We start from the raw sequence: 23,075 nt of genomic DNA, 5'->3' as shown, positions 1-23,075 counted from the left end.
GATTATAATAAACAATGTAATATATGGAGTTGAATGAGTTATTCGTAAAAAAACACTCCAATTAAAGTTTAACCTCTAATTGGAGTGTTCATTCTTAGCATAATTAATTATTAAAATTTAAGATCTTTAAATTTATCACCGAAGACATCACCTAAAGTAGGATTATCTTCATCAGCGTCATTGTTTAAGTAAGATTGTGTTGTAGAAGCATCACTTTCAACAACATCTTCATTAGGTAATGTTGCTTTAATTGATAAAGAAACACGTTCGTTTTCTTCATCAATACCTAAGATTTTAACACTTACTTGTTGACCAGGCTCTAGTACCTCACCAGGTGTACCGATGTGTTTGTGGTCAATTTCAGAGATGTGAACTAATCCTTGAACGCCAGGAGCAATTTCAACAAATGCACCGAAGTTTGCTAATCTTACAACTGTACCTTCGATAACATCATTTTCATGGAATTGACCTTTAATTTGAGCGAATGGTGTTGGTAACGTATCTTTGATTGATAATGAAATACGTTCAGTATCTTTTTCTACTGATTTAACTTTAACATTGACTTTATCTCCAACAGAAACGACTTCTTCAGGAGATTGTACGTGTTGATGTGATAATTCAGAAACGTGAACTAAACCGTCTACACCACCAATATCAACAAATGCACCAAAGTTTGTTAAACGTGCTACTTTACCTTCAATCACATCGCCAGCGTTAAGTGAATCTAATAGTGAAGCTTTTTTAACTTCGTTTTCAGCTTGTTCAACTGCTTTACGGCTTAAAATAACACGATTATTTTCAGGGTCTAACTCTTCTACTTTAATTTTAATAGTTTGACCTTCGAAATCAGAGAAGTCTTCGATAAAGTCTGTAGAAATGAGAGATGCTGGAACGAAACCACGTTGTCCAACGTCTACTACTAATCCACCTTTAACAACTTCTGTTACTTTTGCCTCAATCACTTCATTGTTATCAAGTTTTTCTTGTAAATAATCATAAGATTGTTCAGTTTCAAGTTGTCTTTTTGATAAAATATAAGCGCCTGAATCATTTTCTTCATCAAATTCTATTTTCGTTACGTAGGCTTCGATTTCGTCGCCTTCTTTAACTACTTCATTAGGTTTTTCAATATGATGTGTGGATAATTGGCTAATAGGGATTATACCATTGTATTTTCCACCATTAATATGCACAACAACTTGTTTATCTTCAACTTGTTGCACCTCTCCAGTGACTTTGTCACCTTCTTTAATATCATTAATCATTGATTCATTGAATTCTTCAGTCATCTTGTCTGCCTCCTTATACACTACATAATTATAACATCTTACAAACTGACAGAATTGTCAAGAAATTCCCCTTTTACACTTTAAGAAAAAGATTGTTATTTATAAAAGTTGAGCTTTAAAGTGCTTTAGGTTTCAATTTTTATTCAACATTAAGAGGTAAAGATGCATATTTATAGTATATATGATTATTATTTCAGTTTGAAATAACTCAAGTTCATTATAAATCACAATAAAAGCTATATAAACGTTTATGCTTAAGTCGTTTATATAGCTTCTTAATTGATTATTTAATTTGGTTAACCATGTCTAAGATTTCATTCGTAACTGTTTCAATTGATTTGCCTGTCGTATCCAATGTGATAGCGTCGTCTGCTTTTCTTAGAGGTGAAATTTCTCTGTTCATGTCATATTGATCACGTTGCTCAATCTCCACTTTAAGTTGTTCTAAATTAGATTCAATACCGCGAAGTTCATTTTCTTTTTGACGTCGTTCTGCACGTTCTTCAACAGACGCAATCATATAAACTTTAAGTTCAGCATTTGGGAGTACAACGGTACCAATATCTCTACCATCCATAACAATACCTTTTTGAGCTGCTAAATCTTTTTGTTTTTTTACTGCAAATGATCTTACAGGTTCTTTAGAGGCAACATATGAAACATTATTCGTAACATCATTTTCTCTTAAGTAATCAGTGACATCTTCGTTATCTAGTATTACACATTGTCCCTTAGTTTCGTCATAAGTTAATTCTAATGTTGTATCTTTGATTAATGCTTCGAAGTCTTCAGTTTGATTAGTACGTAAATATTTATATGTGATTGCTCTATACATCGCACCAGTATCTACATAAATCATTGATAGTTGGCTAGCAACCTGTTTAGCAATTGTACTTTTACCTGCAGCTGCAGGGCCATCTAAAGCAATATTAATTAAACTCATTATCGAAATACCTACCTTGTTGTTTGATGAATAATATTTTATCATAAATATGTATTTTATTAATAGGAGGAAAACTATGAAACGTCTACTTGTTATACATACCGGTGGCACTATTAGTATGTCACAGGATAGTTCAAATCGAGTTATTACTAATAAAGAAAATCCAATTTCTCAACATCAGGATATCATCAAACAATATGCACAAGTAGATGAAATACATCCTATGAATGTCCCTTCTCCTCATATGTCCATTCAACATGTTAAAGAACTAAGGGATATTATCATTAATGCAAATCTTAATAATGAAAGTGTTTATGATGGTTTTGTAATTACACATGGTACAGATACCCTAGAAGAAACAGCTTATTTGTTAGATTTGTTATTAGATATAGACGAACCAGTAGTGATTACTGGTGCTATGCGTTCATCAAATGAAATTGGTTCAGATGGATTATACAATTTTATTTCAGCTATAAGAGTGGCTTCATCTAATAATTCATATCATATGGGTGTCATGGTTGTCTTTAATGACGAAATTCATACAGCGCGAAATGTAACCAAAACACATACCTCTAATACAAATACCTTTCAAAGTCCGAATCATGGTCCATTAGGTGTATTAACTAAAGATAATGTGCAATATCACCATCATCCATTACATCATACTAGTTATAAAATGATTAATCCAAAGTTAAATGTACCATTAGTAAAATCATATATGGATATGCAGAGTGACTTGTTGCATTTCTATGCCGAGAGCGATATTGATGGTTTAATTATAGAAGCTATGGGACAAGGTAATTTACCACCTACTTGTTTAGAAGGTTTATATGCTTGTGTTGATAAACAAATTCCGATTGTCATCGTATCTCGGTCATTTAACGGTATTGTCAGTCCTGTTTATGCATATGAAGGTGGCGGATATCAACTTGCTGAAAAAGGATTAATCTTTTCAAATGGATTAAATGGTCCTAAAGCAAGATTAAAATTACTTGTAAGTTTAAGTAATGAATTAAATCGTGAACAAATCAAACAATATTTTGAAGAATAAACTATAAATTAAATAGGCGTAGAAGGTATCAACAATTTACCTTCTACGCCATAATTATTATGATTCAAGTGGTGTTTGCTTTTTAGTAAGAATGCTTTGAGTAATTAAACCACCATGATATTTACCATTTTCAATAAAGATGGTATTCGCATCATTACCTGCAGCAATAACACCAGCGATGTAACAATTTTCTACATTGGTTTCGTATGTTTCACGATTATAAACTGGTGCAGTACCATATTCATTTGTATTAATTTCAATACCGATTGATTCTAAAAATTCATAATTAGGATGATAACCAATCATAGCAAAAACATAATTATTTGGAATTGTAATCGTCTTTCCATCTTTTTCATATGTAACGTTTTCTTCAGTGATTTGCGTTACATTGGCATTAAATTCCATCGTGATTTTTTCGTGATTAACTAATGATTCAAAATTTGGTAGAATCCATGGTTTAATGGCTTTTGGATAGTGATCTCCACGATAGATCACTGTCACATTTGCTCCAGCTTTTTCTAATTCTAAAGCGGCATCTACAGCTGAGTTTTTACCACCTATCACGACAACATTTTGGTCAAAGTATGGATGTGCTTCTTTGAAGTAATGGAATACTTTTGACAATTCAGCACCTTCAACTTCTAATGTATTATGCTGTCCGTAATAACCTGTCGCAACTGTTAAAAACTTACATTCATATACATCTTTAGTTGTTGTGATTGTAAAACGATTATTCATCTTTTTGACAGTTAAAACTTCTTCAAATGCATGGATATTTAATTGATGATGTTTAACGACTTCTCGATAATATACAAGAGCTTGATTTCGACGTGGTTTACTTTCTTCCACGATAAATGGAATATCTCCAATTGATAATTTATCGCTAGATGAGAAGAAAGTTTGATGTGTAGGATAATTATAGATAGATTCCACAACATTACCTTTTTCAATCACTAATGTTTCAATACCTTTTTTCTTTTGTTCGATGGCTGCACTTAAGCCACAAGGTCCTCCACCAATGATGATACTCTCTATTTTTTGCATGTAAAACGGCCTCCTTTAATCACCAAATTATTATATCAGTTATATCCTATTTTCGCGAAGTCCTTGTTTTAGAAAAGTTTAAATTATTTATGACTTTTTTTGGGGATTTGCTTTGATTTGAATAAAATCTAATAAAAAAACTGTAAGTAATGCGTTAACATTACTTACAGTTAATTTGATTGTCGAATATTACCTATGGAATCACTAATGTTTGTCCATTATGGATATTATTACCATTTAATCCATTAGCTTTTCTGATTTTTTCAACATTAGCAGGTGAACCACTGCCGTAATATTGAATGGCAATTCTGTATAGGTTTTCTTTACCGTTTACGGTATGTGTTTGCTTACCTTGTTGGTTACTATTGCTGTTTTGGCTATTACTGCCTTGTTGGCCATTTTGTTGTGAGTTTTGACCTTGACCATTTTGGCTATTTGAGCCATTTTGACTTTGGCTATTAGATGCTTGTGAGTTAGCACCATTAGTATTATCACTAGCACTATTTTTATCTGAATTTGATGCGTCAGATGAATCAGATTCATCACTAGTTGTTGCTTTATCTTTATCAGAGTCTTTTGATTTATCTTTATCTTTTGAACTGTCTTTATCTTTTGAGCTGTCTTTATCTTTTGAACTGTTTTTATCTTTGCTAGTATCGTTGTTTTTCTTGTCATCTTTACTATCTTCATTAGCTATTTTGTTATCATCATTACCACTATTACTATGATTATTTAAGGCCATACCTGCGAAAATAGCGATTGCACCTAAAATTAATACTGCAGCTATAATTGGTAAGATGATTTTCATAAAGCCGCCTTTTTTCTTACCATCATGATTGTCTCGATGATTATTATTATCATCATGTTGGTTAGCTTCTTTTTTATCATGATGGTGTTTAGCACCCGCAGCACCAGCAACACCTGCACCAGCTGCGGCAGCTTTTTTACCTTTACCAGATTTCTCATCATCTGATTGATGTTTATCTTTCACATCTTTGTCGTTATGTTTATCATCACGATGATTTTGATTACGGTCATTCTTCAATTCATTGTCGTCAGTATGATCGTCTTTCTTATCATGATGATGTTTTGCTAAACCAGCAGCACCTGCAGCACCAGCAACACCTGCACCAGTTGCAGCAGCTTTTTTACCTTTTCCTGAATCGTGGTGTTCTTCATCATGATGCCCTTTTTTAAGTTCGTCTTGGCGATCTTTAGATGAATCTTGACGATGTTCATCTTTAGTATAGTCATCATGACGGTCGCGATCTTTTTGATGGTCACTTACACGATTCTCTTGACGATGATTGTCATCCTGCTTATGATCACTTGTCATTTTTTTACCGACTGCAGCTCCACCTACAGCAGCGCCACCTGCTAGAGCAGCATCTTTACCGTGTCCGTCTTTCTTGTCATGACGATCATCATGTTGCAAATCGTCACTTTTACGACTACGATTTAATGGTTCATCTTGTTTAAAATCTTGTTCAGACTCACGAGTCGAATAATCTTCAGGACGATGATCTTGTTTGTGATCTTTATTTACATCATTGTGATTGGATGCATCATAATTTTTGTTATCTCCATTATGTAATGATGTATCATCATGTCTATCATCTAATGAACCATCTTGGCTAGCTTTTGTACGCGAATCTGCCTGACGGTTATTATTTGTCGCTATATCTCGTCGACGTTTTCTTCTCTGTGCATTTCTTGGTGGGAATTGTTGATTTGCTTTGTCTTCAGTTCTGTCTACTGCATTATCTTCTTGTTCTTCATGTGAAGATGTCTGCTCATTATGATCTTCTGGGTCTATCGCTTGACGATTTTTTTCAAAATCATCTTTGAAGTTATTATTAGACACAATCATCATCCTCTCTGTTTAATTTTATAATGATACATAAACTATACCCATAAATTAAATGATTATGTATAGTAATCAAGAATTTTTAGGTATTAAGATTTTTGTTCATAAGTTAATTATAGCTTGAATAAAGAGTTAAGCAAAATAAAATCTATAGTTCAAATAAATTTTGAAGTTTTTCACTATATGATAGCTTACGTTTAACTTTCTTACGATTAATGACTTTCATACTTGGTAATTCAGTATCATTGTCACAACAGACATCTGGCAGTTTAGGATGTTCATTGAAAAATTCCAACAAATATTTACGGCGACATTGGTCAAGTTGTGTGTAGCCTAACATACGACTATAACCTAACTTTTTGCGTCGAAATGATTGATCAAATATACGTTGCATTTGATTAATTGTATATTGATTATAAAGTATTGTTAAAATGGATTCTTTTTCAGGAGGAATAAATTGTCCTAATTCAAATGAATGAATATCTTCAGATGTAATTCTATCGGCAAATAATATGGTTTCTAAAATATAAGCGTCGTCGGGTTGGAATAAACTAATAGCTTGGCTAGCTTCTCCGTCTCTCCCCGCTCTACCAATCTCTTGTAGATAATTAGAAGGACTTGATGACAAATGAAAATGAATCACTGTGCGTATGTCTTTTTTATTTATGCCCATACCAAATGCACTTGTTGCAACTATGATTGGAATATCATTGTTTAAAAATTGTTGTTGTACTGTCTGTCTTTCTTGATAACTCAAATCACCATGATATATCCCTGTTAAAAAACCTGAGTCATAAATAAGTTGCGCTAATGTTAAACATAATTTTTTTGAAGATACATATATAATAGTGGGCCCAGTTTCATTAAGTTGTGGTAACAACCAATCTATTTTTTCTTCGTCAGAGCCAAAGTTAAGATGTTTCAATGAAATATTTATACGATTCATACTTGTTTTAATGGTATTGAAAGTAACATTAAGCATTTCATTTAAATCGCTTTCTAAATGTGGTGGTGCCGTAGCTGTTAATGCTAGAATTGTAGCTGATTTAAAGGATGTAGTTATTTTTCCAATTAAAGCATAATGTGGTCTGAAATCATAGCCCCATTCAGACAAACAATGTGCTTCATCAAGAACTATTAAACCAAAATCTATATTGGCAATAAGTTTAAAGTTTTGAGGTTGTAATATAAATTCCGGACTTAAATAGATAAATTTACTCTGACGAATGTTACTTAGGTTTTGTCGTTTTTCCGTATTGTCCATACCTGAATGAATACAACAAACTGCGTGTTCACCATTTAATTTCATTTGCATGACCTGATCGTCCATGAGAGAAATTAATGGTGAAATAACAAGTGTTGGCTTTTCTAATATATAAGTAGGTAATTGATAACAAAGGCTTTTGCCACTACCCGTTGGTAAAATACCTAGCGTATGCTTTTGGTCTAATACACTGGAAATGATGTCCTCTTGGCCAGGTTTGAAGGAATCAAATCCAAACCAATCTTTAAGTTTCTGTTGAAGCAACTAAGTCTCCCCTTTCAATACCAACAATCATCAATTTAATTTGAAAATAAGTTAATGTATCAAATTGCTGCTTATACTCACGTAATTTTATTCCAATATGACCTTTATAATAATCGATAAAGGGTTGAATGCTTTTGATGTCTAAATATGTATCATAATCATTGATATAACCTTTGATAAATAACTCTAAAAGATGATCTTCAATCGTATTTAATTTAACATTTTGAATTGTTGAGATATCGTGTATCGAGTGTCCTTGTTCTAATTGATGTAAGGTTAATTTCGTTTTATTGAGCAATGTTGGTCGTATAATCGTTTGATTTAATATAGGGTGCTTTTGTATATCTTCAATTTCAAACATGACATCGACCAATTGGTTCATTTCTATTTCAAATAATTCTTGTTGAGACTTCGATTCTATTAAACTGACTTGTTGTCTAGTATACATCGCCTCATCATAACCTTGTAAATAATAGTGTAAATACACATGTTCATGTTTGCTAGCGATGTCTTCAAATAATTGTTCTATTTCTGTGATGAATTTTGATTCTAAATCATTAACTTTAATGTGTTGATAAATATGTTTAACACGTTGTTGAATATATGTTTGTTGCGTTATAGGAACGAATCTAAAATCGTTGTGTATGCTTTGTGATACCGTTTGAATGAGCAATTGGATACAGTTGAATGTATTAATAAGACTATCATATGTACATCTTGGATGCGTTTTGATATTTACTTTTGGTTCCTCATCATTCAATTCATTTAAATATCGCTCAAAAGACGGATATTTTAATCTCGGTAAACTATGATATAATGACAAAAGTTGTTGACTACTTGCGTCAAAAAAAGTTTGATGGGATTTTTTTCCTGTTAAAATATTATAAATACTTTTATTTGTTTTGTAGTTGAATGCGTGTTGATACGCATGATTGATAATTTGATACAAGATAAACCCTCACTCTATAAAACGAATATATTGAAAATGATACTATCAATGTCTACAATAGTAGTATTGTTATTACTAGTGTAGCATTTTTTTCAAAGGAGGCGAATGAAATTGGCTAAATATACAATCGTTGATATGGATACTTGTATAGCATGCGGTGCATGTGGTGCAGCAGCTCCAGATATCTATGATTATGACGACGAAGGTATTGCTTTCGTAATCCTTGATGATAACCAAGGTACTGCAGAGGTGCCAGAAGAGTTATATGAAGATATGGAAGATGCACTAGAAGGTTGTCCAACAGATTCAATCAAAATTGAAGACGAACCATTTGATGGTGACGCACTTAAATTTGAATAATATATTATATTAAAAGCGCCCTTGCACATCATGTGTAAGGGCGCTAGTTATTTATATGTGAATGTTATTTTTAATTCTATTGAATATAAAGTAAAAGATGATTGAAATGATAATACCTTTAATAATATTAAAAGGTATGATACCTGAAACAATAATTACTTTAAGATTATGAACAATGTCACCTAAGTTAAATATCATACCGTAGAGTGGTAACAGTACAAAATAATTTAAAATACTTAATACGACGGTCATGACAACTGTACCTAAAACAAGACCGGTTAATAATGACTTTTTATTGCGTTTGTTTCTATAAATATAATATGCAGTTAATAAGAAACTGGCAATTGCTAAAAAGTTCGCTAATGGTCCTACAGGATCACCCATATTGAAAAAGAAATTGAGTAAATTCTTAATAAAAGCTACTATTAGCCCTGCAATTGGTCCTAATAAAAATGTGGCAAGTAATGTAGGTACATCACTAAAGTCCAACGTTAAGTATGGTGGTAAAAATGGCAATGGGAATTTAATAAAGGTAAGTACGAAAGCCACTGCACTTAGCATACTTATAAAGATTAGACGTCTATTTTGATTGTGTTGCATATATTATTTTCTCCTTCCATTCATCTTGCTAGAAAAGGAGGAAATTTGCACAACAAAAAAACCTCCATCTTCTCCCATCCAGACTATACTGTCGGCTTCAGAGTTTCACTGAATCAGGTAAAATGAGACATTTTACGTCGCAGGCTTAATTTACTGCCGGTTGGGAATTACACCCGACCCCGAAGATGAATTAACTATATTTTTAATTTAAATATATCATACATGATAACTCTGTTATGTACAATGAGTTTGCTCCGATATATTTATATAGATATAAGTTGTCATAAAAATAATCAAATTGTTTAACAATCTATAGATTTCATAATAAATAAAAAACCTGTTAGAGACATTATTTGACTCTAACAGGTTTTAAATGTTTATTTTGGTAATTTAATAATAAAGGTTGTTCCTTTACCCACTTGACTTTCTACTTCAATCGTACCGCCATGTTCTTCTATAATCATTTTACAGATGAATAAGCCTAATCCAGTACCTTGTTTACCCCTTTTTCTTGACGCATCTACTTTATAGAAACGATCGAAGACTTGTTGTAAATGTTCAGGAGCAATTCCAGTACCAGTATCAGCGATGCTTAAAATATGAGATCTATCATCTTCATCAGTTTTTACCGAAATGGTATCTCCAGGTTGTGTATATCTTGATGCGTTATCGATTAAATTGGTTAATACTTGATCCATTCTATCCATATCGTAGTCCCATAGTTGTTGATTGCTTACTTCAAACTGCATATTAAGTTCTAAATCAGTCGCTTGTTGACGATATTTTATTCGCATTTTGTTGAGCAGATCAGCGATTGGTTGTGACTCTTTCTCAACAGATAATCCTTCAGCATCCATACGTGCTACGTTTAATAATTCATTAACTAAGCGGTTCAGACGTTTAGATTCATCTAAGACAATTGCTAGTGATTCATGTATCTCATCTGGTTCAGTTACAACACCATCTACAATAGATTCTGTATAGCCTTGTAATAATGCAATCGGTGTTCGTAATTCATGAGATACATTTGCGATGAAGTCTTTTTTCATTTGATCAAGGTTATGTTCATTTGTCATATCACGTATAATAGCAACAATACCGCTTCTGCCATCGTTTTGAATACGGTCAATATAACTCATGATAATCACATAATACCTTGTGTTTGCTTCAATTTCTTGGAATTGCGTTTCTTTAGTATTGAAAGTTTGTTCAATTTGTTTTTCTATTAATTCAACAGCATTGTCATCTAATGTATGGAATACTTGGTCTGCCATTTTATTTGATAAAATAATATCCTTTTGTTCATTAATACCAATAACACCTTCAACCATCGAATTAATTAAGCTATCACGTATATTTTTGGATGTGGATAGTGCTTCTACATGTTCTTGAATTTCAAAGCTCATATTATTAAATGCACGTGATAATTCTCCAATTTCATCTTTTGTTGATACTGACGTGATATGTGAATAATCACCTTGTGATACCTTTTGTGCTTGATTTCTTAACTCTCTTAAAGGTTTAGTAATTCTAGATGATAAGAAAAATGCAAAGATGGTACTCACTGCTAAAAATATAATTGCGGTAATTAAGATAATAATTGTTATCGCATTATTGGTATCTTCAATAGATTTTAAATCTTTAAAAATAAAGACGCCGCTATATTCTGTATGACTTCCTGGCTCGGCTTTCATTGGATAACCCACTAATATATACGGATGTGAATTCCCCTGTTCTTTAATCATGACATTACGTGTCATTGACTCACCATGTTTGAAAACACGGTTAAAATCTTTATTATTTTTAATTTCTTTGAGCATAGCTTGTTTATCTGTTGAAATGGTTTGTTGATATGCGGTAGATGTATTTTTCATGATAATTAATCCACCGGGATTATCAATCAATGTTTGGCTATTTTTGATGGCTAAGTTTTGATTTGTAGAGTTTTCTACCAATTTACTTATGCGTTTGGCGTCTTCTTTAATGGAATCTTCCGCTTCTTGTGTATAGTAATATTGAATAAAGGTAATTAAGGCAGCACTTAATAAAATTAAAACTGTCGTTACTATAAAAATTATAGTTAACCACAGTTTTATTACTACACTATTTAGCCGGTTCATCGTTTGTATTAACCTCAAATTTATAACCGACGCCCCAAACAGTTTGTATCATGTGAGCTGCATCACTCGATACTTTGTTGAGTTTCTCTCTTAATCTTTTTACGTGCGTATCCACCGTACGTAAATCGCCATAAAATTCATAATGCCAAACTTCTTTTAATAATTGTTCACGATCAAATACTTTATTAGGAGTTTTAGCTAAATAAATTAATAGTTCATATTCTTTTGGTGTTAAATTAACCTGTTCATTATCAGCTAATACTCTATGCGCATCATTATCTATCACTAAGTGATTGAACTCAATTACGTCTCTTGCATGAGGTTCACTTTGTTCAGGTGTTGTTGTTTGCGTTCTTCTTAATAATGCTTTGACTCTTAAAACGACTTCTCTTGGAGAGAATGGTTTAACGATATAGTCATCGGCACCTGATTCAAACCCTTCGACACGATTCGTCTCTTCGCCTTTTGCAGTGAGCATAATAATAGGTGTATCTTTATGCTCTCTTAATTGAGTGGCTACTTCGATACCGTCCATTTCTGGCAACATTAAGTCTAAAAGAATGCACGCATAGTCATTTTCCATAGCAAGTTGATAAGCTTCTTTACCATCTCTTGCTTCATGTGTTTCAAAAGATTCTCTTTCTAGGTATAGTTTAAGTAATCTTCTGATTCTGTCTTCGTCATCAACGATAAGTATTTCATTCGTCATAATACTAAATTACCTCCTACACATGCTGTTCATTTCATTAGTTATTATAGCATATGAAATAGTCATTAAGTTAGTGTTAAAGAAATCTTTGTGAAAAAAATCTCAAAGATTAAAAATATGAGTGTTTTATTTTAATCATTACCATTTTCTGCTAAATGGCGAATCGTTTTTACTTCATGAGGTGTGAGTACACGACCTTCACCTGCATTCAAGCCTTTTAAATCAAGTGGACCAAATTGGATACGCGTTAATTTACTAACTTGGTGACCAAAATGTTCGAACATACGACGTACTTGTCTATTTCTACCTTCACTAATCGTAATTTCAACGAGCGTCGTATTTTTATCTTTGTCTTGGTTTTTCACTTTTACTTGAGCAGGTTGCGTGAAACCATCTTCTAGTTCGATTCCTTTTTCTAAAGCTTTAACTTCTTCTCTCATTAAATATCCTTTAAGCTTAGCAACATATTTCTTTTTAATATGGTATCTAGGGTGCGTCATTAAATTAGTGAATTCACCATCATTCGTTAATAATAATAATCCAGATGTATCGTAATCTAATCGACCTACAGGATAAATACGTGTTTCGATATCTTTAAAGTAATCAGTCACAACTTTACGGCCACGATCATCCGATACACTTGTAATTACTTGTGCAGGTTTATTAAATAAAATATAAATTTTATCTTCTTGCTCTAATTTGATACCTTCAACTTCTACAGTATCTGAATTTGAAACTTTTGTACCCAGTTCAGTGACGACATGTCCGTTAACTTTTACTTTGCCATCAGTAATTAATGTTTCTGCTTTACGACGTGATGTATAACCACTACTTGCAATTCTTTTTTGTAATCTTTCTAATTCTTTACTCATTTGTATCTCCCTTTTGATTTACCAAGTTACTAAAGAATGCGTCCATTTCTTCTTCATCTTCTTGAGTGGTTGGTAAATCTTCTAATTTTTCTATACCAAATACATTTAAAAATAAGTCTGTCGTGATTAATTGTTGACTACGTGAATGATGGACTTCTTTAGCTTCTACCAAGCCTCTTGCAATGAGGGTTTTAACTGCACCATCAGAATTAATGCCTCTAATAAGTTCGATATCACTTCGAGTTAAGGGTTGATTATACGCAATAATAGATAATGTTTCCATTGCAGCCTGTGATAATTTCATTTTAGATTTTTGTTCGATTAATGCCTCGATGTATTGTGAGGCATCTTTTTTTGTTGTAAGAACACATGTCGTTCCGAATCGTTGAATCATAAGACCATTTGATTCATAAGTGTCAATTAACTCTGCTAATTCATCTTCATTTACTTCTAATATTTCGATTAATTGTTTGACTTCGAGACCTTCGTCTCCTGATGTGTAGAGCAATGCTTCTAATATGCCGTGCTTATTCAACGCCGTAGTTCACTCCTCTTAATATATTAATGTCATCAAAGTTTTGATGTTGTTCAATATTAATAATCCCTGATTTGGACATTTCTAAAATAGCTAGAAAGTGTGTCACCACTTGTTCTATAGGTTCTGTAAATGTAAACAGACTAAAGAAATTAAAGGATGCTTTTGTTTTTAATCTGTCCGTAACTTGTGCCGTAGCTTGTTGTATGGTAAATGTTTCTTTCTTAATTTCTACGGAATGAGGTTTATTGATTTCTACTCGGTTTTTAACACGTTGATAAGCAACTATTAATTCGGTTAAATCGATCGTGTTCGATGGATCCCACGATTCATGTGTTTCCATATGTGATAAATCAGTTGGATGTTTAGTGTAATAGTGATCACGTTCTACTTTCATTTCATTTAAGATTTCAGTGTACTCTTTGTAGTTTTGATATTCTATTAATCTACCGACTAAATCTTCACGTGGATCTTCTTCTAAATCGACATCTTCCTCTGATTGTGGTAACAATAATTTACTTTTAATCATCAGTAATTCTGAAGCCATAACCAAGTATTCACTAGCTACGTTGATTTCTAATTGGTTCATTGCGTGAACATATTGCATATACTGTTCTGTTAATGACTTCATAGGAATATCATAAATGTCTATTTCAAATTTTTGAATTAAATGTAATAACAAATCGAGTGGACCGTTAAATGCATCCAGTTTTACTTCATACATAGTATCTACCTCATGTTGCAACTTATGTGCATATTTCACTAAAATATTATAGCATGAATTTATATAACTTTTAAAATTAAGGTGAAATTCAGATGGAACAAGCATTAATTCAATTTTATTACTACTTTCATACTAGGCAACACTATTTTTTATGTCATGACATACTAGAAGAAGCTTGGAAGGAAAATGACAACTTTAGTAAACAAGATGCTATCGTGAGTTTGATTTTATGTGCGACAGCTTGCTATCACTTTCGTCGTAGCAATTTTAAAGGAGCTTATAAATCTTTCTCCAAAGCAAAACAAGTGATTAAAAATGCTAATAAACAAGATCAATCGCAATTACATTTGAATATTCAACGATATTTAGAGATACTTGACGAACAAATGACATGCGTAGCACAACAACAACCCTTTGAACCTATTCAATTGCCTATTAATGCTGACATGTTGAATCGAATTCAATTACATTATTCAGATTATCATTTTGTTTCATCACCTATTTTAAATGATGATATTGTTCATCACCATTTATTAAGAGACCAAAGTGATGTTGTTTTAGCACGCCAAATGGCATTAAAGGATAAACGGTATCAAAGAATTCAATTAGATAATAATAAAAACCAATGATACGATATGCATTAAAGGTATCATTGGTTTTTAACTGTTTATTAAGCTCTAGGGTGGTATTGATTATACATTTTTCTAATTTGTGATTTTGAAACGTGTGTATATAATTGTGTAGTTGAAATATCAGAGTGTCCTAACATTTCTTGTACTGCACGTAAATCGGCACCATTTTCAAGTAAATGTGTTGCAAATGAATGTCTCAATGTATGTGGCGTGAGGGTTTTATTAATATTAGCTTTCAGACCATTTTGTTTAATCATCTTCCATATACCTTGTCTAGATAAAGGTTTACCATGCATATTTAAGAATAAGACATTGGTCACAGTTTGCTTAAGTAATTGTGGCCTTACGGTTTCGATATAGGTAGTTAAATAGTCTATAACCGTATCTCCTAATGGCACAATACGTTCTTTGTCCCCTTTACCAAATACGCGAACAAATCCCATCATTAAATTGACGTCTTCAACTTCAATTTGTATCACTTCTGATACACGCATACCTGTAGCATATAATAACTCAAGCATTGTACGATCTCGATACCCGTTGTTTTTATTTAAATCCGGTGCATTGAGTAAGTCAATGACTTCGTCGACTTCTAAAACATCTGGGAGTTTCTTTTCATATTTTGGCGTTTCTATCAATACTGTTGGATCTTTAGCAGCGTATTTTTCACGTAACGCAAATTGATGAAAACTACGTATTGTTGAAATAAATCTAGCGATAGATTTAGATGATTGACCTTGATCGATTAAATAACCTAAACATTCTTGAATCGTTTGACGATCTACAAAATCGATATTAGAAATCTTTTGTAAAGCTAAGTATTCTTTATATTTATTCAAATCTCGACGATAAGCACCAATTGTATTAACACTTAACCCCTTCTCAATTTGAATGAATTTTAAATATTCTTCTATTATTGTTTCCATTATAAAGCACCTCTTTTGAAGCGGTGGCTTCTTAATATCATATGTGTGTGGCGTACCTACTATGTCCAAACTTTTATAGATTTAATTAGATAAAGCAAAATTATTTTGTCACTTCACTTTTTTTTAGCTTGGCAATTTGAACATACACCATGGAACGTTAATCGATGGTCTAAAATTTTAAAGTTAAATTCTTTTTCAACTCGATTTTCTACTTCTGGTAATAAGTCTTCTTCGATTTCTTCGACTTTACCGCATTCCATACATACTAAATGGTGATGGAAATGTTTAGCGCCTTCTTTTCTTAAATCGAAACGAGCAACACCATCACCAAAATTAATTTTATCTAATACTTTTAATTCTGCTAATAATTCTAAGGTACGATAAACGGTAGCAAGTCCAATCTCTGGTGATTTGTCTTTAACTTTTAAATATACATCCTCTGCACTTAAATGGTCTTTTTCGTTTTCTATTAGAACTCTTACAGTAGCCTCACGTTGTGGAGTTAATTTATATGAAGACTGTTGTAATTGTTGCTTCACGCGATTTAATCGTTCTTCCACGGAAGCCTCACTCCTCTACTAAGAATTATAATCATTTTAATCTAAAGTATGATTCAATATATAAATTACCAGTTTTCTCAATGAAACGCAAGGATATTCGTTCATTATTTAGAATGATTATAATTTAATAATAGATGCTGAAGCGCAATAATTGTCTTCGCGTCTTCAATTTCTGCATTTTGAAGTGCTTGTTTGATTTCCTCAATTGAGAATTTATGGACTTCTACAAATTCATCGTCATCAAGATTCATTTGCCCTACTTCTAATTGATCAGCAAAATAAATTGTCAGTTTCTCATTTGAAAAGCCTGGAGAACCGTACATATGTGTCACAAATTGTAAGTTTTTCGCAATATATCCAGTTTCTTCTTCTAATTCTCTTTTAGCAGCTTCTTCTCGTTCCTCATTTTTCTCTAATTTACCAGCAGGAATTTCTAATAATGGTTTTTCAGCGGGCTTTCTAAATTGCTTAACTAAAAGGACTTCATTCTCAGGTGTTACGGCACATACTGCCACTGCGCCATTGTGATATATAAGTTCACGTTTAGATGTGCGTCCATCGGGTAGTTCTACATCATGGATTTCTAAATCAACTATTTTTCCATTATAAATTACTGTTCTATCTATCGTTTTTTCGTTAAATTCCATTTATAATCACGTTCCTTTTAAATGTTTTAATAAATTGATAAACTGAATGCGTTAGTTAAAGTGTATCGAAAGGAGAAAATACATGCAAAAAAATATCTTAAAAAGTGGTATAGAAATTTCTGAGTTAGGTTTAGGTTGTATGAGTTTAGGTACTGATTATAAAACTGCACAACCAATCATAGAAAGTGCTATTGAAAATGGTATTACTTATTTTGATACAGCTGATATGTATGATCAAGGTATTAATGAAGAAATCGTTGGTAAAGCATTAAAACAATATCAAAATCGTGATGACATTGTTATAGGTACTAAAGTTGGTAATCGTTTGACTGAAGATGGCAATATTACTTGGGACCCTTCAAAGAAACACATTAAAGAAGGTGTGAAAGGATCATTACAACGTTTAGGGTTAGATTATATTGATTTATATCAATTACATGGTGGTACAATTGATGATCCTTTAGATGAAACAATTAGTGCGTTTGATGAATTAAAACAAGAAGGACTTATTCGTGCATATGGTATTTCATCTATTCGCCCCAACGTGATTGATTATTATTTAAAACATAGTCAAATTGAAACATTAATGTCTCAATTTAACTTAATTGATAATCGACCTGAAAGCTTATTGGACGACATTCATGAAAAACAAATTAAAGTATTAGCACGTGGTCCAGTATTTAAAGGTTTATTAACGTCTAATAGTAACGAAGCATTAGATAAAAAGTTCGCTGATGGTATATTCGACTATACACAAGATGAATTAGGTGAAACCATTGCTTCTGTTAAAGAAATCGAAAGTAATCTAACTGCCCTTTCATTTAATTATCTCAAATCACATGACGCGTTAGGTTCTATCATCGTAGGTGCAAGTAGCGTAGAACAACTAGAAGAAAATGTTAAAAATTATTATAAAGATGTAAGCTTAGATCAAATTAAAGCCTCTAGAGAACGCGTTAAAGATTTACAATATACGCAACATTTAAAATAATAGATATAGTAAAAGCCATTAAATGACTGATCATTCATTTAGTGGCTTTTTTTAATATTTTATTTTCTTATTCAAATATACATAAGTAAAAGTTTAATGATTGCTTTTGTTATTAAACAAGTGAGAGAAGTGTTTTTCTAAAAATCTAGGTGCTAACTGATATAACTTTAACATTTGGTGCATCCATGTTGGGGCATTGATTTCTTGCTTTTCTTTAATAATACCTTCTACGATACGTTGTGCGAGTTGGTTGGATTGAATCATTATCGAACGATACTGGTTAAAATATGATAAGGAAGGATCTGCTTTCTGGTGAAATGGTGTATCAATTGGGCCTGTATTCACTGACATAACGTGTAAATTGGGTTCTTCTAATCGAAGTGCGTTGAGAACTTGATTAAAAGCAGCTTTAGATGCACCATAGTGAGCAGCGTGAGACTGTGTTACAAATGCAGCTTGACTTGATATGCCCACAATATGCGCATGTTTTATTAAATATGGCTTTATCGTATTGTATAGTAAATTGAAACTAATTAAGTTAACATCGTATGTTTCGATCATTTCTTCTGCTGTATGCGATGCAATAGATTTAAAATAACCTAATCCAGAACTATATATCAATCCGTGTATAGGTGTTTTAATTTGAGATGAAATATTGACTATGTCTTGTCTATTTTGCAAATCGCATTCTATGACATCGACTAAATATGATTGGTTACCGAAATGAATTTGTCGAAATTTCTGCATGTCACGTGCAAGTATGGTTACATGAGTCCCTCTTTTAATCAGTTCATGTACAATATCTAATCCTAAGCCACTTGTACCACCTGTAATAATATAGTGTTGCCCTATCATGGTATTCACTCTCTTTCTTATATAGAGATATCTTATTTTAATATAAAAATGAAGATAAATTGTATACTTAATATTGAATATAACTAATATATGTTACTATGTAGTTATATTCGTAAGATATCATTATTTTATAACTAAAATGAAGGTGATGTGAAGTATATGAAACTTGTATTTTATGGTGCAGGCAATATGGCACAAGCAATCTTTACAGGCATTATTAATTCTAATAATTTAGATCCTAATGATATTTATTTAACAAACAAATCGAATGAAGCGGCACTCAAAGATTTTGCGGAACAATTAGGTGTGAATTATAGCTATGATGATGAAGCATTACTTAAGGATGCTGACTACGTATTCTTAGGTACGAAACCACATGATTTCGAAGCATTAGCTGATAGAATTAAAGATTCAATCACTGATAGTAATCGTTTCATTTCAATTATGGCTGGTTTATCCATTGATTATATAAGAGAGCAATTAAATACCAATAATCCATTAGCTCGCATTATGCCTAATACTAATGCGCAAGTCGGTCATTCTGTAACAGGCATTAGCTTTTCAAATAATTTTGGTCCTAAAGCTAAAGATGAAGTAAATGAATTGATTAATGCGTTTGGTTCAGTTATAGAGGTCTCAGAAGATCACTTACATCAAGTAACGGCGATAACAGGAAGCGGACCTGCATTTTTATATCATGTATTTGAACAATATGTTAAAGCTGGTACACAATTAGGTCTAGAAAAAGATCAAGTTGAAGAATCTATTCGTAATTTAATTATTGGTACAAGTAAAATGATTGAACGCTCTGATTTAAGCATGGAACAATTAAGGAAAAATATTACATCTAAAGGCGGTACAACACAAGCTGGTTTAGATGCCCTATCTCAATATGATTTAGTTGCTGTATTTGAAGATTGTTTAAGTGCTGCAGTTAACCGTAGTGTTGAATTATCCAATACAGATGATTAAATAGTTAAAAAACGCCACTGATTTTGGTCAGTGGCGTTTTTTAAATTTTAAAAGAATCAAAGTCATTAACGAAAGTAAAATCTGGTGTATCTGGTAATGCTTTAAGTTCTTGGTATATATTTTCGATTTCTTCTTTAGTATATCGATTACTCATATGCGTGATTAAGCTATGTTTGACATTTGATTGACGAATTAAATCGAACACATCATCGATATGACTATGATGATAACTATTGGCTAGCGTTTTTTCACCTTCTATATAAGTGGCTTCATGAACCATAATATCGGCATCATTTGCTATAATATGTTCATTAGGACATGGCTTTGTGTCACCAAATATAGCAACAACTGGGCCGGACTTCGCTTCTCCTTTGAATTCATCAGACTGATAAATTTTCCCATTAAATTCAAAGGTATTATTTGTTTTTACTTCCTGATATTTAGGTCCAGGTTCAAGTCCAATTGCTTTTAGTGCATCTACATCAATAGTACCTGGTGTTGTTGGTGTCTCTATACGATAACCATAAGATATAATACCATGATTTAACATTTCAGCTTGTACTGTAAAGCCATCATGATGATAATTTAAGGATTCGTCTATCTCTATGTATGTAATTGGATAATTGAGATGTGATTCTGATAAAGTTAATGTGGTTTCAATATATTTTTGAATACCCTTAGGTCCGATGAGTGTGAGAGGTTTGTTTTCTCCACCTTGAAAGGATCTGCTAGTTAGTAATCCTGGAAGTCCAAAAATATGATCACCATGCATATGTGTAATAAATATATGATCGACTTTACCTAATTTAATCGAATGATGAAGAATTTGATGTTGTGTTCCTTCACCTACATCAAAAAGCCATATTGAATTAGAATAAGGTTCAAGATTTAATGCAATTGCTTGTGTGTTTCTCTCTTTAGTTGGTAGTCCAGCGCTAGTACCGAAAAATGTGACTTCCATGCTCACACCTCCTTCTCTTCGATTTATTTTATCATATATAATGACAATTTTTATAATAAGAAATAAAATGTATATATAACATGAATGATTATGAGAAAGAATAAAAACGCATATGAGTCATTCTTGATGTAAATACAATGTTTAGTATTACTATACGTAAGTCGAATAATTTGGTAATTATAGTCATTATCGATTATCATTTAAATAAATCATAGATACGTTATGACTTTTTACAAAGCATATTATATGACCATAAGTTTTCTTTATCATATAATATAACAATCATATATCTTTTTATAGAATTGAGGTTTTAATCTTGAGTACAAAACAAAAACATATACCTTGTTTAATTACAATTTTCGGAGCAACTGGTGATTTAAGTCATCGAAAATTGTTCCCGTCCATTTTCCACCTTTTTCAACAAGATAACTTAGATGAACATATTGCTATTATTGGAATTGGTCGCCGTGATATTAGTAACGATATGTTCCGTGAGCAAGTTAAAGCGTCAATCCAATCACATGTTAATGAAACACATAAAATTGATGAATTCATGGAACATGTGTTTTATCACAAGCATGATGTAAGTGACGAAGAAAGTTATCAATTATTATTAGAGTTTAGTAATCAGTTAGATACTCAATTCGGTTTAAAAGGTAATCGTCTGTTCTATCTTGCTATGGCACCACAATTCTTTGGTGTTATCTCAGATTATTTAAAATCTTCTGGCTTAACTAATACCTCAGGCTTTAAACGCCTAGTTATAGAAAAACCATTTGGCAGTGACTTGAAATCAGCTGAATCATTAAATAATCAAATAAGACGTTCATTTAAAGAAGAAGAAATTTATCGTATCGATCATTATTTAGGAAAAGATATGGTTCAAAATATTGAAGTGCTACGTTTTGCTAATGCCATGTTCGAACCGCTATGGAATAATAAATACATTTCTAATATCCAAGTTACATCCTCTGAAGTTTTAGGTGTGGAAGATCGTGGTGGTTATTATGAATCTAGCGGTGCATTAAAAGATATGGTTCAAAACCATATGTTACAAATGGTTGCTTTATTAGCAATGGAAGCCCCTATTAGCTTAAATAGTGAAGATATTAGAGCTGAAAAGGTTAAAGTATTAAAATCTTTACGTCAATTACGTCCGCAAGATGTGAGAAAGAACTTTGTTCGTGGACAATATGATCGAGGTGTCATTGAAGGACAAGAAGTGAAATCATATCGTGAAGAAGATCGAGTTGCTGAAGATTCAATAACACCTACGTTTGTGTCTGGTAAATTAACAATTGATAATTTTAGATGGGCAGGTGTACCATTCTATATTCGAACTGGTAAACGAATGAAGTCTAAAACGATTCAAGTGGTAGTTGAATTTAAAGAAGTACCTATGAACTTATATTATCAAACAGATAAATTACTAGATTCTAATTTATTAGTCATTAATATTCAACCAAATGAAGGTGTATCACTTCACTTAAATGCTAAGAAAAATATTCAAGGTATTGATACTGAACCAGTACAATTATCATATGCAATGGGAGCACAAGATAAAATGAATACTGTCGACGCATATGAAAATCTATTATTTGATTGTCTTAAAGGTGATGCTACTAACTTTACACATTGGGAAGAATTAAAATCAACTTGGAAATTTGTTGATGCGATTCAAGAACAATGGAATATGGTAGAACCAGACTTCCCTAACTATACATCTGGCACAAACGGTCCGTTAGAAAGCGACTTGTTATTAAGTAGAGATGGTAATCACTGGTGGGACGATATTCAATAATATGTTGTAACTCAATGGATGATTAAATAAATCAAATAGTGAATGATTATATGGTATTTGAAATGATAATGATATTGAAACGCATAGGTGTGTTCAATATCATTACATTTAGTACCTGTAGTCGTTCACTTTTTTTAAT

The 23,075-nt window shown here is 32.1% G+C and carries 23 protein-coding genes and 1 riboswitch; of the genes, 6 read left to right on the top strand and 17 right to left on the bottom strand.

The genetic code is table 11. The features are described 5' to 3' along the window. Positions 1–110: 110 nt before the first annotated feature. Both rpsA and cmk read right to left on the bottom strand, forming a co-directional pair. Positions 111–1,289, bottom strand: a complete 1,179-nt coding sequence (rpsA, locus tag JX000_RS06345) for a 30S ribosomal protein S1 (protein WP_107532420.1) — start codon at positions 1,287–1,289, stop codon at positions 111–113. A 283-nt stretch (positions 1,290–1,572) separates the two neighbouring features. Then, positions 1,573–2,232, bottom strand: coding sequence for a (d)CMP kinase (gene cmk, locus JX000_RS06340; RefSeq protein WP_049424540.1), 660 nt, complete (start codon positions 2,230–2,232; stop codon positions 1,573–1,575). A 76-nt stretch (positions 2,233–2,308) separates the two neighbouring features. Between cmk and JX000_RS06335 the strand changes: the two genes are divergently transcribed. After that, entirely contained in the window at positions 2,309–3,283 is a 975-nt protein-coding gene (locus JX000_RS06335) for an asparaginase (RefSeq protein ID WP_049424542.1), read from the top strand. Between the two features lie 57 nt (positions 3,284–3,340). Here JX000_RS06335 and ypdA read toward each other — a convergent pair whose 3' ends face one another. From ypdA to JX000_RS06315, 4 genes are all read right to left on the bottom strand, one after another. Next, positions 3,341–4,327 (bottom strand): bacillithiol disulfide reductase YpdA, encoded by a 987-nt coding sequence (ypdA, locus tag JX000_RS06330; protein ID WP_049424544.1) that lies wholly within the window; start codon positions 4,325–4,327, stop codon positions 3,341–3,343. Between the two features lie 193 nt (positions 4,328–4,520). Further along, positions 4,521–6,191, bottom strand: coding sequence for an elastin-binding protein EbpS (gene ebpS / locus JX000_RS06325; protein WP_206140520.1), 1,671 nt, complete (start codon positions 6,189–6,191; stop codon positions 4,521–4,523). A gap of 151 nt (positions 6,192–6,342) precedes the next feature. Then, positions 6,343–7,722, bottom strand: a complete 1,380-nt coding sequence (locus JX000_RS06320) for a RecQ family ATP-dependent DNA helicase (RefSeq protein WP_049424548.1) — start codon at positions 7,720–7,722, stop codon at positions 6,343–6,345. Then, on the bottom strand, positions 7,703–8,671 hold the full coding sequence (locus JX000_RS06315; RefSeq protein ID WP_075777844.1) for a YpbB family protein: 969 nt from the start codon (positions 8,669–8,671) through the stop codon (positions 7,703–7,705). The genes JX000_RS06320 and JX000_RS06315 overlap by 20 nt, the downstream gene beginning before the upstream one ends. A 111-nt stretch (positions 8,672–8,782) precedes the next feature. On the opposite strand from JX000_RS06315, the gene JX000_RS06310 reads away from it, so the two are divergent. Further along, on the top strand, positions 8,783–9,031 hold the full coding sequence (locus tag JX000_RS06310) for a ferredoxin (protein ID WP_002433578.1): 249 nt from the start codon (positions 8,783–8,785) through the stop codon (positions 9,029–9,031). 51 nt (positions 9,032–9,082) lie between these two features. Here JX000_RS06310 and JX000_RS06305 read toward each other — a convergent pair whose 3' ends face one another. The 6 genes from JX000_RS06305 to JX000_RS06280 form a co-directional block, all read right to left on the bottom strand. Next, positions 9,083–9,631 carry an ECF transporter S component gene (locus JX000_RS06305; protein WP_075777843.1) on the bottom strand — a complete coding sequence of 183 codons (549 nt, stop codon included), beginning with the start codon at positions 9,629–9,631 and terminating at the stop codon, positions 9,083–9,085. A gap of 62 nt (positions 9,632–9,693) precedes the next feature. Beyond that, a riboswitch (FMN riboswitch) is annotated at positions 9,694–9,822 on the bottom strand. 186 nt (positions 9,823–10,008) lie between these two features. Next, complete coding sequence (locus JX000_RS06300) at positions 10,009–11,751, bottom strand: ATP-binding protein (RefSeq protein ID WP_124228285.1); 1,743 nt, start codon at positions 11,749–11,751, stop codon at positions 10,009–10,011. Beyond that, complete coding sequence (locus tag JX000_RS06295; protein ID WP_002451121.1) at positions 11,735–12,460, bottom strand: response regulator transcription factor; 726 nt, start codon at positions 12,458–12,460, stop codon at positions 11,735–11,737. The genes JX000_RS06300 and JX000_RS06295 overlap by 17 nt, the downstream gene beginning before the upstream one ends. Before the next feature lie 131 nt (positions 12,461–12,591). Continuing rightward, positions 12,592–13,332, bottom strand: a complete 741-nt coding sequence (locus JX000_RS06290) for a pseudouridine synthase (RefSeq protein WP_002451120.1) — start codon at positions 13,330–13,332, stop codon at positions 12,592–12,594. Then, complete coding sequence (gene scpB, locus JX000_RS06285) at positions 13,325–13,867, bottom strand: SMC-Scp complex subunit ScpB (protein ID WP_002451119.1); 543 nt, start codon at positions 13,865–13,867, stop codon at positions 13,325–13,327. Before scpB ends, JX000_RS06290 begins: the two co-directional genes overlap by 8 nt. Further along, entirely contained in the window at positions 13,860–14,591 is a 732-nt protein-coding gene (locus JX000_RS06280) for a segregation and condensation protein A (protein ID WP_049425188.1), read from the bottom strand. Before JX000_RS06280 ends, scpB begins: the two co-directional genes overlap by 8 nt. A 92-nt stretch (positions 14,592–14,683) precedes the next feature. Here JX000_RS06280 and JX000_RS06275 point away from each other — a divergent pair, with 92 nt between their 5' ends. After that, positions 14,684–15,220, top strand: a complete 537-nt coding sequence (locus tag JX000_RS06275) for a DUF309 domain-containing protein (protein ID WP_206140519.1) — start codon at positions 14,684–14,686, stop codon at positions 15,218–15,220. A 41-nt stretch (positions 15,221–15,261) separates the two neighbouring features. Here JX000_RS06275 and xerD read toward each other — a convergent pair whose 3' ends face one another. From xerD to JX000_RS06260, 3 genes are all read right to left on the bottom strand, one after another. After that, positions 15,262–16,149, bottom strand: coding sequence for a site-specific tyrosine recombinase XerD (gene xerD / locus JX000_RS06270; protein ID WP_049425190.1), 888 nt, complete (start codon positions 16,147–16,149; stop codon positions 15,262–15,264). A 113-nt stretch (positions 16,150–16,262) separates the two neighbouring features. Next, positions 16,263–16,709 (bottom strand): ferric iron uptake transcriptional regulator, encoded by a 447-nt coding sequence (gene fur, locus JX000_RS06265; RefSeq protein ID WP_049425191.1) that lies wholly within the window; start codon positions 16,707–16,709, stop codon positions 16,263–16,265. 104 nt (positions 16,710–16,813) lie between these two features. Then, positions 16,814–17,356, bottom strand: a complete 543-nt coding sequence (locus JX000_RS06260; protein ID WP_049425192.1) for an NUDIX domain-containing protein — start codon at positions 17,354–17,356, stop codon at positions 16,814–16,816. A gap of 82 nt (positions 17,357–17,438) precedes the next feature. Here JX000_RS06260 and JX000_RS06255 point away from each other — a divergent pair, with 82 nt between their 5' ends. Continuing rightward, complete coding sequence (locus JX000_RS06255) at positions 17,439–18,347, top strand: aldo/keto reductase (protein ID WP_124228283.1); 909 nt, start codon at positions 17,439–17,441, stop codon at positions 18,345–18,347. A gap of 93 nt (positions 18,348–18,440) precedes the next feature. Here JX000_RS06255 and JX000_RS06250 read toward each other — a convergent pair whose 3' ends face one another. Next, positions 18,441–19,202, bottom strand: a complete 762-nt coding sequence (locus JX000_RS06250; RefSeq protein WP_049425194.1) for an SDR family NAD(P)-dependent oxidoreductase — start codon at positions 19,200–19,202, stop codon at positions 18,441–18,443. A 159-nt stretch (positions 19,203–19,361) separates the two neighbouring features. Between JX000_RS06250 and proC the strand changes: the two genes are divergently transcribed. Next, on the top strand, positions 19,362–20,174 hold the full coding sequence (proC, locus tag JX000_RS06245) for a pyrroline-5-carboxylate reductase (RefSeq protein ID WP_002451111.1): 813 nt from the start codon (positions 19,362–19,364) through the stop codon (positions 20,172–20,174). Between the two features lie 40 nt (positions 20,175–20,214). Here the strand turns inward: proC and rnz are convergent, their stop codons facing one another. Continuing rightward, complete coding sequence (gene rnz, locus JX000_RS06240) at positions 20,215–21,135, bottom strand: ribonuclease Z (protein WP_049425195.1); 921 nt, start codon at positions 21,133–21,135, stop codon at positions 20,215–20,217. A gap of 316 nt (positions 21,136–21,451) precedes the next feature. Here rnz and zwf point away from each other — a divergent pair, with 316 nt between their 5' ends. Then, positions 21,452–22,936, top strand: a complete 1,485-nt coding sequence (gene zwf, locus JX000_RS06235; protein ID WP_206140518.1) for a glucose-6-phosphate dehydrogenase — start codon at positions 21,452–21,454, stop codon at positions 22,934–22,936. Positions 22,937–23,075: the final 139 nt, after the last annotated feature.

This window comes from Staphylococcus sp. SB1-57 (assembly GCF_017086425.1).
In the GTDB taxonomy this organism is placed as follows: Bacteria; Bacillota; Bacilli; order Staphylococcales; family Staphylococcaceae; genus Staphylococcus; species Staphylococcus warneri_A.
Note: the sequence above shows the minus strand (reverse complement) of the source record. Positions and strands in the feature narration are given on the sequence as shown.